Source organism: Streptomyces sp. PL-25 (assembly GCF_058344915.1).
In genome coordinates, this window is the sequence record NZ_CP136997.1 from 6,089,022 (window position 1) to 6,105,749 (window position 16,728).

Here is a 16,728-nt window from a genome sequence, read left to right on the forward strand (position 1 = left end):
CGGTCACGGTCTCTCAGGTCGTGGCCGGGAGGTCGGCAGGTCTTCGTCTACTGCGGTGGGGGGTGAGGGCGCGCGAGCGGTGCGCGTACGTCAGCGCACACATCGCGCCACTCCGCCCTGCCCGCTGCCGAGGGCACCGCTGCCGACCCGGCCGCCCTCCTTGGCGAACAGCGAGTAGTAATCGAAGCAGTTCATCGTCAGAAGTCCCAGCCGCCCTCGTCGGCGGCGTCCTTGACGGGGTCGGGCGCGGCGAACGACTCGCCGACCATGCCCGCGGTCAGGGTGGTGCCGTCGGCGGGGTCGATCAGGATGAAGGAGCCGGTGCGGCGCGAGTCGGCGTAGGAGTCGACCGGCAGGGGCTCGGCGGTGCGGATCTTGACCCGGCCGATGTCGTTGGCGGCGAGCTGTCCCGGGTGCGGGTGCAGCGACAGGTCGTCCAGGGTGAGCCGGGACGGGATGTCCTTGACGATCGCCTTGACCGTGCGGGTGCCGTGCTTGAGGAGCACCCGGTGGCCGACGGTCAGCGGGGCGTCGGCCACATGGCAGACGGTCGCCTCGACGTCCTGGGTGGTGGCCGGCGCGTCCTGGCTCGGCACGATCAGGTCGCCGCGCGAGACGTCGATGTCGTCCTCCAGCAGCACCGTCACCGACTGCGTCGTCCAGGCCGCCTCGACCGGTTCGCCCAGCAGGTCGATGCCGGAGATCCGCGAGGTGCGCCCGGAGGGCAGCACGGTGACCTCCTCACCGACGCGGAAGGAGCCCGCGGCGATCTGCCCGGCGTACCCGCGGTAGTCGGGGTGCTCGGCGGTCTGCGGCCGGATCACGTACTGCACGGGCAGCCGGGCGTGGCAGTGCGCCAGGTCGTGGCTGACCGGGACGGTCTCCAGGTGTTCGAGGACGGTGGGTCCGCCGTACCAGTCCATGACCGCGGAGGGTTCCACCACGTTGTCCCCGGCCAGCGCGGAGATCGGGACGGCCGTGACCTCGGGGACGCCCAGCTCGGTCGCGTACGCCGTGAACTCCTTCGCGATGGCCGCGAACACCGGCTCCCGGTAGCCCACCAGGTCCATCTTGTTCACCGCCAGCACCACGTGCGGCACCCGCAGCAGCGGCGATCGCGGCATGACGGCGGGTCTGCTCGACGACACCGTTGCGGGCATCGACCAGGATCACGGTCAGTTCGGCGGTGGAGGCACCGGTGACCATGTTCCGCGTGTACTGCACATGCCCCGGAGTGTCGGCCAGGATGAACCGGCGCCGGGGCGTGGCGAAGTAGCGGTAGGCGACGTCGATGGTGATGCCCTGCTCCCCGCTCGGCGCGCAGGCCGTCGGTGAGCAGGGCCAGGTCGGGTCCGTCCTGGCCGCGGCCGGCGGAGGCGCGTTCGACGGCTTCGAGCTGGTCGGTCAGGACGGACTTGGAGTCGTGCAGGAGGCGGCCGACGAGGGTGGACTTGCCGTCGTCGACGGATCCGGCGGTGGCGAAGCGCAGCAGGGTGGTGGCCGCGAGGTGTTCGGGTGTCACGGTGGTCATCTCTAGAAGTACCCCTCGCGTTTGCGGTCTTCCATCGCGGCTTCGGAGAGCTTGTCGTCGGCGCGGGTGGCGCCGCGTTCGGTGAGGCGGGAGGCGGCGATCTCGGTGATGACCTTCTCGATGGTGGTGGCGTCGGAGTCGACGGCGCCGGTGCAGGACATGTCGCCGACCGTGCGGTAGCGGACCTGCCGCTTCTCCACCCTCTCGCCCTGGCGCGGGCCGCCCCACTGTCCGGCGGTCAGCCACATCCCGCCCCGCTCGAACACCTCGCGTTCGTGCGCGTAGTAGATGGCGGGCAGGTCGATGTCCTCGCGGGCGATGTACTGCCACACGTCCAGCTCGGTCCAGTTCGACAGCGGGAACACGCGTACGTGCTCGCCCGGTGCGTGGCGTCCGTTGTAGAGGTTCCACAGCTCGGGGCGCTGGCGGCGCGGGTCCCACTGGGAGAACTCGTCGCGCAGTGAGAACACCCGCTCCTTGGCCCGTGCCTTCTCCTCGTCGCGGCGCCCCCCGCCGAACACCGCGTCGAACCGCTCGGTGCGGATCCTCTCCGTCAGCGGCAGGGTCTGCAGCGGATTGCGCGTCCCGTCCGCGCGTTCGCGCAGCACACCCCGGTCGATGTAGTCCTGCACCGACGCCACATGCAGCCGCAGCCCGTACCGCTGGACCGTGCGGTCCCGGTAGGCCAGCACCTCGGGGAAGTTGTGACCGGTGTCCACATGCAGCAGCGCGAACGGCACCGGCGCCGGAGCGAACGCCTTCAACGCCAGACGCAGCATCAGGATCGAGTCCTTGCCCCCGGAGAACAGGATCACCGGATTCTCGAACTCCCCCGCCACCTCACGGAAGATGTGCACCGCCTCCGACTCCAACGCGTCCAGATGCGAGAGGGCGTACGGCCCGGCCGTGCCCTCCTCGGTCTCGGTGACGGTCGTCGTCATGCCAGTCCCCTTTCGCTGAGCAGCGCGTACACCGATGCCGCGGACTCCTGCACGCTCTGGTGCTGCGACTCGATCCGCAGATCGGGCGACACCGGCTCCTCGTAGGGGTCGTCGACGCCCGTCAGACCGGTCAGCTCGCCCGCCGCCTGCTTGGCGTACAGGCCCTTCACATCGCGTACGGAGCACACCTCGACCGGGGTCGCCACATGGACCTCGACATAGGCCGTGCCGTTCTTCACGTGCCGCGTGCGCACCGCGTCCCGGCTCTCCGTGTACGGCGCGATCACCGGGACCAGCGCGAGGACGCCGTTGCGGGCGAGCAGTTCGGCGACGAAGCCGATGCGCTGCACGTTGGTGTGCCGGTCCGCGCGGTCGAAGCCGAGGCCCGCGGAGAGGAACTCGCGGATCTCGTCGCCGTCGAGGACCTCGACGCGGTGGCCCTCCTCGCGGAGCCGGGTGGCCAGCTCGTGCGCGATGGTGGTCTTGCCGGCGCTCGGCAGACCCGTGAGCCAGACGGTGGCTCCGGTCGTCACGTGTGTCTCCTGTATCTCGGTCACGGTCAGCCGTGCAGTCCGCACTCGGTCTTGGCGCGGCCCGCCCAGCGGCCGGCGCGCGCGTCCTCGCCCGCCAGCAGCCTGCGGGTGCAGGGCGCGCAGCCGACGGAGCCGTAGCCGTCCATCAGCAGCGGGTTGGTGAGCACGCCGTGCTCGGTGACGTAGGCGTCCACGTCGTCCTGGGTCCAGCGGGCGATCGGGGAGACCTTGACCTTGCGCCGCTTCTCGTCCCAGCCGACCACGGGGGTGTGCGCCCGGGTCGGGGACTCGTCGCGGCGCAGCCCGGTCGCCCACGCCCGGTAGCCCGCCAGGCCCTCCTGGAGCGGGCCCACCTTGCGCAGCGCGCAGCACAGGTCGGGGTCGCGGTCGTGCAGCCTCGGACCGTACTCGGCGTCCTGCTCGGCGACCGTCTGGCGCGGGGTGAGGGTGATGACGCGCACGTCCATCACGGCCTCGACCGCGTCGCGGGTGCCGATGGTCTCCGGGAAGTGGTAGCCGGTGTCGAGGAACACCACGTCCACGCCGGGCATGGCCCGGGAGGCGAGGTGGGCGACGACCGCGTCCTCCATGGAGGAGGTCACGCAGAACCGCTCGCCGAAGGTGTCGGCGGCCCACCGGAGGATCTCCGGCGCGGAGGCGTCCTCCATCTCGCGGCCCGCCCGCTCGGCCAGCTCCTTCAACTCCTCGTCCGTGCACTCGTCCTGAACGGCCGTCATGTGCGCTTGTCCCCTCCGTCGTCGGCACTTCCCGTGAAGCCCCGGGCCAGCAGCCCGAGGAACTTCAGCTGGAAGGCCCGGTTGCACGCCCCGCATTCCCAGGCGCCGTGGCCCTGCTCTCCGGGACGCAGGTCCTCCTCGCCGCAGTAGGGGCAGTAGAAGGGCGCGGCCCGCTCGCTCACGACAGGGCCTCTTCCGAGGCCCGTGCCGCCCAGGCCGCGAAGCGCTCGCCGTCCGCGCGCTCCGCCTGGAAGCGCTTGAGGACCCGCTCGATGTAGTCGGGCAGTTCGGCGGAGGTCACCTTCAGACCGCGGACCTTGCGGCCGAAGGACGGTTCGAGGCCGAGCGCGCCGCCCAGGTGCACCTGGTAGCCGCCGACCTGGTTGCCCTCGGCGTCGGTGACCAACTGCCCCTTGAGACCGATGTCCGCGGTCTGGATACGGGCGCAGGCGTTCGGGCAGCCGTTGAGGTTGATGGTGACCGGCTCCTCGAAGTCGGGCAGCCGGCGCTCCAGTTCGTCGATGAGGTCGCTGCCGCGCTCCTTGGTCTCCACGATGGCGAGCTTGCAGAACTCGATGCCCGTGCAGGCCATGGTGCCGCGCCGGAAGGGGGAGGGGCTGACCCGCAGGTCCAGCGCCTCAAGACCGTCGACCAGCGAGTCGACCCGGTCCTGGGGCACATCCAGGACGATCATCTTCTGCTCGACGGTGGTGGAGACCCGCCCGGAGCCGTGCTCCTCGGCCAGCGCGGCGACCTTGGTGAGCAGCGAGCCGTCCATCCGGCCCACGCGCGGGGCGAAACCGACGTAGAAGCGGCCGTCCTTCTGGCGGTGCACGCCGATGTGGTCGCGCCACTGCCGGGCGGGCATCTCGGGCGCGGGCCCGTCGATCAGCTTGCGCCCGAGGTACTCGTCCTCCAGCACCTGGCGGAACTTCTCCGCGCCCCAGTCGGCGATCAGGAACTTCAGCCGGGCCCGGTTGCGCAGCCGCCGGTAGCCGTAGTCGCGGAAGATCGAGGTGACGCCCTCCCAGACGTCGGGCACCTCGGCCTCGGGCACCCAGGCGCCCAGCCGCACCCCGAACCGGGGGTTGGTGGACAGGCCGCCGCCGACCCACAGGTCGAAGCCGGGGCCGTGCTCGGGGTGGATCACGCCGACGAAGGAGATGTCGTTGATCTCGTGCGCCACGTCGAGGAGCGGCGAGCCGGAGACGGCCGTCTTGAACTTGCGCGGCAGGTTGGAGAAGCGCGGGTCGCCGATGTAGCGGCGGACGATCTCGTCCAGGGCCGCCGTGCCGTCGATGATCTCGTCCTCGGCGACACCCGCGACCGGGGAGCCGAGCATGCCGCGCGGGCAGTCGCCGCACGCCTCGGTGGTGGACAGCCCGACCGCCTCCAGGCGCTCCCAGATGGCGGGCACGTCCTCGATGCGCACCCAGTGGAACTGGATGTTCTGCCGGTCGGTGATGTCCGCGGTGCCCCGCGCGTAGGTCTCGGCGACCTCGCCGATGGCCCGCAGCTGCTCGGTGGTGAGCCGTCCGCCCGTGATGCGGACGCGCATCATGAAGTACTCGTCCTCCAGCTCCTCGGGCTCCAGGAGGCCGGTGCGCCCGCCGTCGATCCCGGGGCGGCGCTGGGTGTACAGCCCCCACCAACGGAAGCGCCCCCGCAGGTCGTTGGGGTCGATGGCGTGGAATCCGCGCTTGGAGTAGATCGTCTCAATGCGTGTCCGCACATTGAGACCGTCGTCGTCCTTCTTGAGCTGCTCGTTGCCGTTGAGCGGGGTCAGGTGCCCCGCGGCCCATTGGCCCTCGCCACGGTGGCGGCTCACCTTGCGGCGGGGCGCGACGGAGTTCTGTGAAGCGGCGGCGGCCATGGTGATACGTCCTTCGGGACAGCGGAAGATGCGGCTCTGACCTGCGCGGATGCGGGCGCATGGGCAGTCAGGCAGGCAGGCGCGTCATTGCGCTCGGGAGGGAGGAGGCTGAAGATCCGGTGGTGCTGTGCCCGTGGCCCCAGGCCACTGCGGGCGAGTCAGCTCGCCGGACAGATGGCGCTGGACATGCGGCCGTGGTCGACGTGCCGTCGGCTCACCAAGGCGGTTCCAGTTCCAGACATGACGGCAGCGTGGCACGGCGATCTGGACACAGTCCACCTTTATCCAAAGTGTGGACACCCTTGTCCCGGAGTGTGGACAAGGGTGTCGTCGGTCACAGTGGAGCCGCGGTGGGGAAAGCGGTTGTCCGGCCCGGGAACGGGCCGTGGGCGGGTGGCCCTCAGGCCGGGAACGCGCCAGGCCAGGGGCCCGGAGCGGTGAGCGCCGGCTCCTCCTCGACCTTGGTGTCGAACAGGACGAACCCGCGCCGCTGGTAGTTGTCCATCGCGTGCTCGCCGTCCTCGCTGCACGTGTGCACCCACACCCGCTTGGTCGGCGCCAGTCCCGGCCAGCGGTCCGCCAGGTCCCAGGCGCGGGCGGTGCCGTACGACAGCAGGTGCCCGCCGATCCGGCGGCCCCGGAAGGCGGGGATCAGGCCGAAGTAGACGATCTCCACGACCCCGTCGTCCTGTGCCTCCAGCTCGATGTAGCCCGCCGGTGTGCCCCGGTCGTACGCCACCCAGGTCTCGACCGCCGGACGCTCCAGGTACTCCCGCCACCGCGCGTACGTCCAGCCGAGCCGGTCCGTCCAGCGGATGTCGCCGCCCACCGACGCGTACAGGAAGCGGTTGAACTCGGGGGAGGGCACCTCGGCGCGGACGATCCGGACGTCCCCCTCGGGCGCGCTGGCCGGCAGCAGGTCGGTCGGCGCGGTCTGCTCCAGGGACCAGGTGGTCACGGCGATGTTCGTCATGCCGGCCAGGGAATCATCCGGCCGGGGCTCCTGTCGATCGCGCGGGCCGGGCCGCCCCGGTGGGTCTAGTGCAGCTCGTGTTCGAGTGCGGACAGCGGCACCGCGAACAGGGTCCGCCCGGACACCGACCACAGTTCGCCGGTCGCCGGAGCGTAGGACAGGGAGCCGACGCCGTCGCCCCAGCAGCGGTGCGTGTCGTCCGAGGTGCCGCACTCGGTCGCCTCGGCGCCCTGGGTGTCCTGCCGCCACAGCGTGCCGTGCCCGCCCCGCTTCCCGGCCGTCCGGCCCAGGTACCAGTCGGTGTGGCCGGCCGGGCCCGTGCGGTGCGACAGCACCCCGCGCACGCCCGGCGCATCCGTCTCGTACGCCTCCTCCGCCCGGACCGTCCCGGTGGCGTCGGCGGCCAGCAGCCCGGAGCGGGCCGGGTCCGCGCTGAAGGAGTAGCGCCACAGCCGGGTGCGCCGGTCGCCGTCCGTGCGGGTCGTCTCGCCCGCGACCAGGCTGTCCGGTACGGAACTGCTATCCAGGGAGAGGCTGCTCGGGCAGGCCGGGGCGACGCCGTCCCGGCCGGATGCGCCGGATGCCCGGGACGTGCCGGCCGTACCGGATGAACCGGACGAACCGGCCGCGCTCGCCGGTCGGCCGCAGGCGCCCTCGGCCGGACGGTAGGTGGCTACCGCCGGGAGCACCCAGCGGTAGCCGTGCGCGGACCAGCCGCCCGGCACCCGGCCGACGGCGTCCTCGGTGACGGTGGCGCGCTGGATGCGGCGCAGGTCGTAGACGTAGAGCGCCTGCCGGCCGTCGCCGGAGGCGGTGACCAGCAGCTTGTCCCGGTAGCGGACCATGCCCGACACACGGGAGGCGAGCGCGCGGTAGTCGCGTCCGCCGTCCACCGGGACGGCGAGCAGCGCCCAGGTGTAGGTGAGGCGGGCCGGGTCGGCGGCGTCGACGAACGCCACCTTGGCCATACGGCGGGGGTCCGCGTCGTCGCCGCGGTGCGTCCAGCCGGACAGGATCACCCGGTGCGCGCCCCACCGGCTGCCGCCGTCCGCGTCCCCGGAGGTGGCCACCGACTGCGGCCGCCATTCCCGGGTTTCCGCGTCCTCGGCGTCCTCGGTGTCCCAGCAGTACGCGCGGGCGGCCGACGGCTCGACGGGCAGGGCCCTGCGCTCCGTGCCCGTGCAGTCGTCGGCGTCGCGCAGGGTGCGGTCGGTGTCGCCGAGCACCGTGCCCGCGTCGACCGGTCGGCCCATCGCCGCGGCGAGCCGGTCCAGCGAACCGGCCGGGACGGGCTGTTCGGTCAGCCGCAGCCCGCCCAGTTCGGCGGCCGACGTGAGCGGCCTGAGCGCGCCGGGATCGTCGGTGACCGTGGCCTGCGAGGCGCTGATCAGCGTGGCGGCGGCGGTCAGGGCCAGTCCGGCACCGGCCAGCACGGCGCGCAGCGCCCTGCCCTGCCTGCGCCGGCGGTGTCGCCCGCGTTGCTTCATCCAACCCCCCTAGTCCAGGGCTCGGTTCGCCTCCGGGACGCCTGCCGACCGGGCGGGCCAACTGCGCCGCGGGTTCCCAGCGTTGAGCGAGGAGCGGATGGGGCGACCCACAGTGATGCTACGGCAGTCCGGCGCGCCGTATGGCGAAGACCCGGCAAACGGCCCCGAGATGCCGTGCCCGCACCCCTGGATTCCTTGCCCCGCCGCCCTCTTCGGGACACGGCGGACGCCGCCCGGCCCCGGCACACCGCGGGAGCGGCCGGGTACGGCAGCAGATCGCGCCGGTCGCGGGGGAGCGGCACGCGCGCCCCGGTGTTCTCACCGCACCGGTCGGGCCGGTGTTCGAGCAGTACGCCCGGACAGCGCCGCACCCACGGCATCTCGGTCCGGACGGTCACTGTGCGTGCCGGGCCGCCGGACACCTCGGCGGCCGAACCCACCGCGCCGCGCCCGGACCGGTGCACCGCGAGGAGGCACGTGAGGAGGCACGTGAGGAGGTGGAGACGGAGGCGGAGGAGGTACAGGGGGTCGGCGCGGCAGGGGTTCGGCGCGGCGCGGGCCCGGTCCCGGCCACCACCCGTACGCGCCCGGCCGCCGGTGTTCCGGCCGCCCGCCGCCCTCGCCGCGCCCCGACGCACCCCCGCGCCCCCCGCGCCCCTCCGTGACCCGCCGCGCTCAGACCACCGGGCGGGCGCGTTCCACCAGCGCGGCCAGGTCCAGCGTGTGCGGGAGGGTGCCCAGCGCCGTGCCGTGGTCGCCGCCGAGGCGGGAGGCGCAGAACACGTCGGCGACCTCGGGCGGTGCGTACCGGACGAGCAGCGCGCCCTGGAGGACCAGCGCCATCCGCTCCACCACCCGCCGGGCGCGCGCCTCGATGCCGTCCAGGTCGGCCAGTTCGGTGAGCAGGTCCTTGACGGCGGCGTCGAGCCGGTGGTCGGCGCCGCGCGCCAGACCCACCTCGCGCAGAAAGGCGTCGAACGCCCGCGGCTCGCGCCGCAGCGCCCGCAGCACGTCCAGCGCCTGCACATTGCCCGCGCCCTCCCAGACCGAGTTCAGCGGCGACTCCCGCACCAGCCTGGGCAGTCCGGACTCCTCCACGTACCCGTTGCCGCCCAGGCACTCCGCGGCCTCCACCACGACCGGCGCGCACCGCTTGGTCACCCAGTACTTGGCCACCGGCACCGCGATCCGCAGCAGCGCCCGCTCCTGCTCGCCGTCGTCGTCCCGGGCCGCCGCGAGCCGCAGGGCCAGCACGGTGGCCGCCTCCGACTCCAGCGCCAGGTCGGCCAGTACGTTGCGCATCAGCGGCCGGCCGGCGAGCGGCCCGCCGAACGCCTCCCGGTACGTGCAGTGGTGCACCGCCTGCGCCACCGCCTGCCGCATCAGCCCCGCCGAGCCGAGCGCGCAGTCCAGCCGGGTCGCCGCCACCATCTCGATGATGACGGACACCCCGCGCCCCTCCTCGCCGACCCGGCGCGCCCACGTCCCGTCGAACTCGACCTCGGCGGAGGCGTTGGACCGGTTGCCCAGCTTGTCCTTCAGCCGCTGGACCAGGAACACGTTGCGCGTGCCGTCCGCCAGCACCCGGGGCACGAGGAAGCAGGTCAGCCCGCCGGGAGCCTGTGCGAGCACCAGGAAGCCGTCCGACATCGGCGCCGAGCAGAACCACTTGTGCCCGCGCAGCTCGTAGGTGCCGTCCTCGGCCAGCGGCCGGGCCCGCGTCGTACCGGCGCGCACATCGCTGCCGCCCTGCTTCTCCGTCATGGCCATCCCGAACAGGGCGCCGGCCTTCCGCGCGGCCGGACGCAGCCCGCGGTCGTACACCATGGACGTCAGCCGCGGCTCCCACTCGGCGGCCAGCGCGGGGTCGGCGCGCAGCGCGGGCACCGCCGCGTGGGTCATCGACAGCGGGCAGCAGTTGCCCGCCTCGGCCTGCGTCCACACCAGGAAGGCCGCCGCCCGCCGCACCTGACCGGCGGGCCGGGTCCAGGCGGCCGTCAGACCGGCCGAGACGCCCTTGCCGAGCAGCCGGTGCCAGGCCGGGTGGAAGTCCACCTCGTCGATCCGCCGGCCGTAGCGGTCGTGGGTGCGCAGCCGGGGCGGGTTCTCGTTCGCCTGCGCGCCCCACTCCTGGACCTGGGCCGAGCCCGCGGCCCGGCCGAGCGCCGACAGCTCGGCGCGCACCTCGTCGAGCAGACCGGGGGCGACATGCCGCCCGACCGCCTCGGACAGGGCCCGGTCGGCGGCGAAGAGGTCGTAGCCGACCAGCGGCGGCACCTGGTTGGTCACGGAATGAGTGCTGGCTGCCATGGCACGGAACCTACCCGCGCCACGACCGCCGTCACCACATCGGCGGCCCCGGACGGGCACCGGGCCCGGCGGGGCGCCGTACCGTCCCCCGCCGGGGCGGCGGCGGACCGCCGAAGATCGCGGAGCGGCGCCCGTGGATGAGGGGGACGGGCCGGGACAGGGATACCTTTGGGTCGTGCAGCCAGCCAGTGACACCCCCGACAGGCCGACCGGCCGTTTCCACCGGGCCCGCGCCCTCTACCGGAACGTCTCCAAGCGCAGGACCGCCTGGCTGCTGCTCAAGGACACCGTCAACTCGTGCATGGAGTACCGCATCCTCGGCCTCGCCGCCGAGGCCGCGTTCTTCACCCTGCTCTCCGTGCCGCCCCTGCTGCTCAGCCTGATCGCCCTGCTCTTCTACGTCGACTCCTGGACCGGCGCGCACACCATCGCCAGCCTGGAGCGCAACATCATGGACGCCTCCCGCACCGTCCTGTCCGACCAGGGCGTCAAGGAGATCACCCAGCCGATCCTGCGGGACGTGATGCAGGGCGGCCGCCCGGACGTGATCTCCATCGGGTTCGTGTTCGCGCTGTGGTCGGGCTCCCGCGCGGTCAACGTCTTCATCGACACGATCACCGTGATGTACGGCCTGGACGGGGTGCGCGGCATCGTCAGGACCCGCCTGATGGCCTTCCTGCTCTTCGTCGTCGCCCTGCTCATCGGGTCGGTCGCGCTGCCGCTGATGGTGGCGGGACCGGACGCGGTGGTACGGATCGTGCCGTGGTCGACGACCGTCGTGCAGGTCCTGTACTGGCCGGTGGTCATCGTCCTGTCGGTCGCCTTCCTGACCACGCTCTACCACGTGTCCGTCCCCGTGCGCTCCCCCTGGATCGAGGACGTGCCCGGCGCGCTGGTGGCCCTGGCCATGTGGGTGGTGTGCAGCTTCCTGCTGCGCATCTACCTCACCAGCACCGTCGAGGGCCCCACCATCTACGGATCGCTGGCCGCGCCGGTCGCCGTGCTGCTGTGGATCGGTGTGTCCGCGTTCGCCGTCCTCGTCGGGGCCGCGGTCAACGCCGCCATCGACCGGGTCTGGCCGGCCGCCGCGACCGCCGCGGCCCGCGCCGCCAACGAGCGGGTGCGCGAGGCGCAGATCGCCGAGTACGTCGCACGCGCCGCCGCCGCCCGCGAGGCGTACCGCGCATCCCTCGGCGACCCGGACGGCCTGGAGGACATGGACGACATGGACGAGACCGACGACGCCGACATGCCCTCCGAGTTCCCCGAGCGCTGGTCGCGCTTCCTGCCCCCGGAGGACGTGACCGCGCGCCTGCGCGCCCACGCCCGCAGCGCCCACGTGCGCGGCCCGCACAAGGACGACAGCGACGGCGCCCAGCCCGACAAGTGACCGCCCCGGGGCGCGGTCAGGGCTGCTTCCACACCCCGGCGGCCGCCGCCTCCCGGGCGAAGTCGGCGAAGTCGCGCGGCGCGCGCCCCAGCACCTGCCGCACCCCGTCCGACAGGTGCGCGTTGCGCCCGTCCAGCAGCGTCCCGAACAGACCGACCAGGAACTCCACCTCCTCGGCGGGCACCCCGAACCCGGCCAGCGCCTCCCCGTACGCCCGCGCCGGCACCGGCCGGTACACCAGCTCGCGCCCGGCGGCGGCGGCGACTTCCGCGACCGCCTCGCCGAACGTCAGCAGCCGCGGCCCGGACACCTCGACGATCCGCCCGGTCCAGCGGTCGCCCGAGGTCAGCGCCGTCACGACGACGTCCGCGATGTCCCGTACGTCGACGAACGGCTCGCGCACGTCACCGGCCGGGAACACCAGTTCCCCGCTCTCCCGCAGCTCCGTGAGGAGCGGGCCCTCGCTGAGGTTCTGCGCGAACCACGCGGCGCGCACCACCGTCCACCGGGCCCCCGAAGCGCGCAGCGCCTCCTCGGCGGGCAGGGCCTGCTCCTCGCCCCGCGCCGACAGCAGCACCAGCCGCTCCACCCCGAGCGCGACCGCCTCGCGGGCCAGGCTCCCCACCCGCTGTGCCGCGTCCGGCGCGCCGATGTCCGACGGATACATCAGGTAGGCGGCGTCCGCGCCGCGCAGCACCGGCGCCCAGGTCGTCTCGTCGTGCCAGTCGAATCCCTGCGCCCGGCACGCCGCCCGCACCGTCAGCCCCGCCGCCGCGGCCGCCGCGGCGACCCGGCTCCCCGTACGGCCGGACGCGCCGGTGACCACCACCGTCGCCGCCCGCGCCCCGCCCGTGCCCGCCGCACGGACCGCGTCCTGCGTGCCCTGCCCGACCTCTGTACCGTCCGTGCCCTGCGTGTTCTGTGTCATGGGAGCAGTCAACTGCCCTGCCCCGCACGGGATCCATCGCCGAACCGCTCACCCGCATAAGCGCGCGTCTACGCTGTCCCCATGGACGCACTCGCCGGCCTCCTGGAGGGCCCCCGCGCGCGCGGCGCCTTCATGATCCGCGCCTGCCTCGACCCGCCGTGGGCCGTACGCGTCGAGGACGAGGCCCCGCTCACGGTGATGCTGATGATCCGCGGCCACGCCTGGATCATGCCGGACACCGGCGAGCGGGTGCGGCTGGGCCCCGGCGACCTGGCCATCGCGCGCGGCCCCGGCCCGTACACCTGCGCCGACGATCCCGGCACCGCCCCGCAGGCGCTGATCCTGCCCGGCGGCGAGTGCGCCTACCCCGACGGCCGTTCGCTGAACGGCTCCATGGACCTCGGCGTACGCACCTGGGGCGACCGCCTCGACGGCGGCACGGTGGTGCTGATCGGCACCTACCTCATGAAGGGCGAGATCAACGGCCGGCTGCTGGACGCGCTGCCCCCGCTGCTGACCCTGGCCTCGGACATGTGGACGTGCCCGCTCACCCCGGTGCTCGCCGACGAGATCGTGCGCGACGAGCCCGGCCAGGAGGTCGTCCTCGACCGGCTCCTCGACCTGCTGGTCATCGCCGCGCTGCGGACCTGGTTCGCCCGGCCCGACGCGGCGGCGCCCGCCTGGTACGGGGCGCTCGCCGACCCGGTCGTCGGCCCGGTGCTGCGGCTCGTCCAGGACGACCCGGCGCACCCCTGGACGGTCGCCGCGCTCGCCGCGAAGGCCGGGGTGTCCAGGGCGGCGCTGGCCCGCCGCTTCACCGCGCTGGTCGGGGAGCCGCCGATGGCGTACCTGACGAACTGGCGGCTCGCGCTGGCCGCCGACCGGCTGCGCGACACCGACGACACCATCGCCGCCGTCGCCCGCCTGGTCGGCTACGGCAGCGCCTTCGCGCTCTCCACGGCGTTCAAACGCTCCTACGGCGTCAGCCCGCAGGAGCACCGGACGCGGACGGCGCGCGCGGGGGCGGCGCGCGCGGGCGGGTGAGCAGGGTGTACGGCGCCCGTCCGGTGGGCCCGGTGGGCCCGGTGGCCTCGCCGGAGCCGGTGAACTCGGTGGTCCCCGTGGTCCCGGCGGACGCTGTGGAGGCGGCGCGCGGGGCGCGTGCGGCCCCCGCTCCCGCGCACGCTCCTGCGCCTGCGCCCGCTCCTGCGCCCGCGCCCGCGTCCGTGCGCGCCGGCCGGGCGCCGGGCGGGTACGCCGAGCGGCCCGCGCGGCTGCCGGGCGCGGTGCTGTGGACGAAGACACCCGGCGGGTCCGGCGCCGGGGCAGGGCTCGTCCTGCCCGACGGCTGCATGGACCTGCTGTGGAGCGAGGGCCGGCTGCTCGTCGCCGGGCCCGACACCCGGGCTCACGCCCCCGGCGGCCCGCCCGCGCACTGGACCGGGCTGCGGTTCTTCCCCGGCACCGCGCCCGGCTGGCTCGGGGTGCCCGCGCACGAACTGCGCGACCGGCGGACCGACCTGGCCGAGCTGTGGCCCGCCGCCGAGGTGCGGCGGCTGCGCGCCCGCCTGGAGGCGGCGGCGGACCCGGCCGCCGCACTGGAGGCCGCGGCCCTGGAACGCGCGGAACGCACCGGGCCGCCGGACCCGCGGCTGCGGCGCCTGGTCGCGGCGCTGGACGCGGGCCGCCCGGTCGCCGCTACCGCCGACGAACTCGGCGTGGGCGCGCGCTGGTTGCACCGCCACTCCCTGGCCGCCTTCGGCTACGGGCCCAAGACGCTGGCCCGGGTGCTGCGGTTGCAGCGCGCCCTGGCACTGGCCCGGAGCGGAGTCCCGTTCGCGCAGACGGCCCTCCGCGCGGGCTTCGCCGACCAGGCGCATCTGGCCCGGGACGTGAGGGAGTTGGCCGGGATGCCGCTGAGCGGACTTCTGGGTGGGCGCTGACAGCGCCGCGAGTGCCACTCGGCAGGCGCGGGCTCCGCGCGGGGGGTGCGGGCGCTACGCGCTGGGTGCGGGCAGCGGGGCGAACAGGTCGACGCCGTTGCCGTCCGGGTCGTGCACGACCGCGTACCGCATCCCCCAGAACGCGTCCCACGGCTTCAGCTCCCCGTGGTACCCGGCGCCGGCCAGGTCGGCGTAGAGGGCGTCCACCTCGGCGGGTGTGCCGCAGTGGAAGGCGAGCGCGCACCGGCCGCCCCCGGCCGGCGGGCGCCAGTCCGGATGGAAGGAGCGGACGGTGTCCTCGGTGTCCAGCGCGAGGGTGAGACCGCCGGGCAACTCGGCCTCGACGTGCGGCTGTTGTTCGGCGTCCTCGGGAAAGACGAGCCCGAGGCGGCGGTAGAAGGCGAGCGAGGCGGCCAGGTCCGAGGCGACCAGGCCGACCACGGCGAATCGTGGAGTCATGCCGTCACCGTAGGCGCGGCCCCGGCACCCGGTCTTGAAGGAATCGGACACCTCCGCGACGCCGCCGCCCTCCCGCCGGTCCCCGGGGCGCTCATCAACCCGGCTCCGCGACACGCCGGTCAGTGACGTTTCTCCGGTGACGGCGTACGCCCGTCCGAGTGAGTAAAGGGCATCTCAAGTACCGCTCTCGGTGCGGTCTAGGGATGCTTATGTCTCGGCAAAGGACCGGGTGCCGCCGGCCACCGGAATCCGGCCGCTCCTGAGGGCGCGCCCCGCGCCCGACCCCCCATCAGAGGAGTCACGTTGACCTACGGCAAGAAGCTGCGCGCGCAGATCGCCGGGCCGGGTACCACCCCGCTGATCGGTGTGTACGACATGTACTCGGCGTCGATCGCCGCCGAGCACTACGACGGCATGTTCGTCTCCGGATTCGGCTTCGCCGCCTCCTACTACGGCCTGCCGGACATCGGGTTCATCGCCTGGCCGGACATGGTGGCGTTCGTCCAGCGGCTGCGGGGCGCCTTCCCCGCCCACCACCTGCTGGTGGACATCGACGACGGCTATGTCGACGCGGAGGTCGCCTGCCACGTGGTGGAGGGGCTGGAGCGCATCGGGGCGTCCGGGGTGATCCTGGAGGACCAGAAGCGGCCCCGCCGCTGCGGACACGCCGACGGCAAGCAGGTGCTGCCGCTCGACGAGTACCTCGCCAAGCTGGAGAAGGTGCTGGCCACCCGGCAGGACCTGGTCGTGGTGGCGCGGACCGACGCCACCGACGAGGCCGACATCCTGCTGCGGGCCGAGGCGCTGGCCGCGACCGAGGCGGACGTCATCCTGGTCGACGGGATCCGCTCCGTCGACTGGATCCGCCGGGTGCGCGCCGTGGTCGGCGACAAGCCGCTGCTGTTCAACCAGATCGGCGGCGGGAAGTCGCCGCGCCTGTCGCTGGGCGAGCTGTCCGAGCTGGGTGTGGACGTCGCGATCTACAGCACCCCGTGCCTGTTCGCCGCCCACCAGGCGATGGACTCCGCGCTCGCCGAACTGCGCCGCGCCGACGGCCGGTTGCCCGAGGTGGACGCGGCCGGCGGCGTGGGCGTACAGGCCGCGACCAGCCTGCTGGAGCGCAACCTGGCGCACCGGCGTCCCGTACGCGCGGGCGCGCGGGCGGGCGTGGGCGCACCGGCGGTGGGCGCGCAGGCGGGCGCGGAAGAAGGCGTGGGCGTGTGAGCGCCCGCCCGCCCCGGCTGCGCACCGCGGCCGTCCTGGCCCTGGCCCTGGTGGCGGGTGCGGCCCCCGCCGCGGCGGCCGGCAGCCTCATCACCGTCCTGGACAACTCGCACTCCGACTCCATCCTGGAGGTCGACCGCACGGCCAACCTCCAGACCGGCCACGGCACCGCGGGCAGCGACCACGACGGCAGCGCCGTCGACGCCATCGAGGCCCTCATGGGCGTGGGCCGCGACGGGGAGGAGGACGGCGACTGAGCGACAGCGGCAGCGACGACAGCGACACGGACCGCACCGGGCGCCGCCGTGCGGGGCGGCCCCGGTGACGGCCCGGGTGAGGGCCCCGGCGTCGGTCCCGGAGCCGACCCCGGCGTCGGCTCCGGTGGTGACTCCGGTGGTG

Annotated in this window: 15 protein-coding genes and 1 pseudogene; 5 read left to right on the forward strand and 11 right to left on the reverse strand. The window is 73.9% G+C overall.

Features of this window, described 5'->3' with window-relative positions:
• Positions 1 to 197 precede the first annotated feature (197 nt).
• The 9 genes and pseudogenes from R4Z62_RS27180 to R4Z62_RS27220 form a co-directional block, all read right to left on the reverse strand.
• A pseudogene (locus R4Z62_RS27180) lies at positions 198 to 1,531 on the reverse strand (sulfate adenylyltransferase subunit 1).
• A 2-nt stretch (positions 1,532 to 1,533) separates the two neighbouring features.
• The gene (gene cysD, locus R4Z62_RS27185) at positions 1,534 to 2,472 is read right to left on the reverse strand and encodes a sulfate adenylyltransferase subunit CysD (RefSeq protein WP_491521156.1); all 939 of its coding nucleotides are present in this window, start codon (positions 2,470 to 2,472) and stop codon (positions 1,534 to 1,536) included.
• A complete protein-coding gene (gene cysC, locus R4Z62_RS27190) occupies positions 2,469 to 3,005 on the reverse strand; it encodes an adenylyl-sulfate kinase (protein ID WP_491521157.1) in 537 nt (178 codons plus the stop codon). The genes cysD and cysC overlap by 4 nt, the downstream gene beginning before the upstream one ends.
• 26 nt (positions 3,006 to 3,031) lie before the next feature.
• Positions 3,032 to 3,742, reverse strand: coding sequence for a phosphoadenylyl-sulfate reductase (locus R4Z62_RS27195; RefSeq protein ID WP_491521158.1), 711 nt, complete (start codon positions 3,740 to 3,742; stop codon positions 3,032 to 3,034).
• Positions 3,739 to 3,924 carry a hypothetical protein gene (locus tag R4Z62_RS27200; protein WP_491521159.1) on the reverse strand — a complete coding sequence of 62 codons (186 nt, stop codon included), beginning with the start codon at positions 3,922 to 3,924 and terminating at the stop codon, positions 3,739 to 3,741. The genes R4Z62_RS27195 and R4Z62_RS27200 overlap by 4 nt, the downstream gene beginning before the upstream one ends.
• Positions 3,921 to 5,615, reverse strand: coding sequence for a nitrite/sulfite reductase (locus R4Z62_RS27205; RefSeq protein ID WP_491521160.1), 1,695 nt, complete (start codon positions 5,613 to 5,615; stop codon positions 3,921 to 3,923). The genes R4Z62_RS27200 and R4Z62_RS27205 overlap by 4 nt, the downstream gene beginning before the upstream one ends.
• A gap of 400 nt (positions 5,616 to 6,015) precedes the next feature.
• Positions 6,016 to 6,588 (reverse strand): GNAT family N-acetyltransferase, encoded by a 573-nt coding sequence (locus tag R4Z62_RS27210; RefSeq protein WP_018571531.1) that lies wholly within the window; start codon positions 6,586 to 6,588, stop codon positions 6,016 to 6,018.
• Positions 6,589 to 6,653: 65 nt separating this feature from the next.
• Positions 6,654 to 8,075 (reverse strand): hypothetical protein, encoded by a 1,422-nt coding sequence (locus tag R4Z62_RS27215; protein WP_491521161.1) that lies wholly within the window; start codon positions 8,073 to 8,075, stop codon positions 6,654 to 6,656.
• Between the two features lie 675 nt (positions 8,076 to 8,750).
• Positions 8,751 to 10,385: an acyl-CoA dehydrogenase family protein gene (locus tag R4Z62_RS27220; RefSeq protein WP_491521162.1), complete on the reverse strand. Its 1,635-nt coding sequence runs from the start codon at positions 10,383 to 10,385 to the stop codon at positions 8,751 to 8,753.
• A 175-nt stretch (positions 10,386 to 10,560) separates the two neighbouring features.
• Between R4Z62_RS27220 and R4Z62_RS27225 the strand changes: the two genes are divergently transcribed.
• The gene (locus tag R4Z62_RS27225) at positions 10,561 to 11,775 is read left to right on the forward strand and encodes a YihY/virulence factor BrkB family protein (RefSeq protein WP_491521163.1); all 1,215 of its coding nucleotides are present in this window, start codon (positions 10,561 to 10,563) and stop codon (positions 11,773 to 11,775) included.
• Positions 11,776 to 11,791: 16 nt separating this feature from the next.
• Here the strand turns inward: R4Z62_RS27225 and R4Z62_RS27230 are convergent, their stop codons facing one another.
• Entirely contained in the window at positions 11,792 to 12,703 is a 912-nt protein-coding gene (locus R4Z62_RS27230; RefSeq protein WP_491521164.1) for an NmrA family NAD(P)-binding protein, read from the reverse strand.
• 81 nt (positions 12,704 to 12,784) lie between these two features.
• Between R4Z62_RS27230 and R4Z62_RS27235 the strand changes: the two genes are divergently transcribed.
• Together R4Z62_RS27235 and R4Z62_RS27240 are read left to right on the forward strand one after the other, a co-directional pair.
• Positions 12,785 to 13,747 carry an AraC family transcriptional regulator gene (locus R4Z62_RS27235; protein WP_385501678.1) on the forward strand — a complete coding sequence of 321 codons (963 nt, stop codon included), beginning with the start codon at positions 12,785 to 12,787 and terminating at the stop codon, positions 13,745 to 13,747.
• A gap of 182 nt (positions 13,748 to 13,929) precedes the next feature.
• Positions 13,930 to 14,646: a helix-turn-helix transcriptional regulator gene (locus tag R4Z62_RS27240; protein WP_491521165.1), complete on the forward strand. Its 717-nt coding sequence runs from the start codon at positions 13,930 to 13,932 to the stop codon at positions 14,644 to 14,646.
• A 54-nt stretch (positions 14,647 to 14,700) separates the two neighbouring features.
• On the opposite strand, the gene R4Z62_RS27245 is transcribed toward R4Z62_RS27240, so the two are convergent.
• Positions 14,701 to 15,105: a VOC family protein gene (locus tag R4Z62_RS27245; RefSeq protein ID WP_064537710.1), complete on the reverse strand. Its 405-nt coding sequence runs from the start codon at positions 15,103 to 15,105 to the stop codon at positions 14,701 to 14,703.
• Between the two features lie 303 nt (positions 15,106 to 15,408).
• On the opposite strand from R4Z62_RS27245, the gene R4Z62_RS27250 reads away from it, so the two are divergent.
• Together R4Z62_RS27250 and R4Z62_RS27255 are read left to right on the forward strand one after the other, a co-directional pair.
• Entirely contained in the window at positions 15,409 to 16,329 is a 921-nt protein-coding gene (locus R4Z62_RS27250) for an isocitrate lyase/PEP mutase family protein (RefSeq protein WP_064535885.1), read from the forward strand.
• Positions 16,326 to 16,586 (forward strand): hypothetical protein, encoded by a 261-nt coding sequence (locus R4Z62_RS27255; protein ID WP_355481166.1) that lies wholly within the window; start codon positions 16,326 to 16,328, stop codon positions 16,584 to 16,586. The genes R4Z62_RS27250 and R4Z62_RS27255 overlap by 4 nt, the downstream gene beginning before the upstream one ends.
• The last annotated feature ends 142 nt before the right edge of the window (positions 16,587 to 16,728 follow it).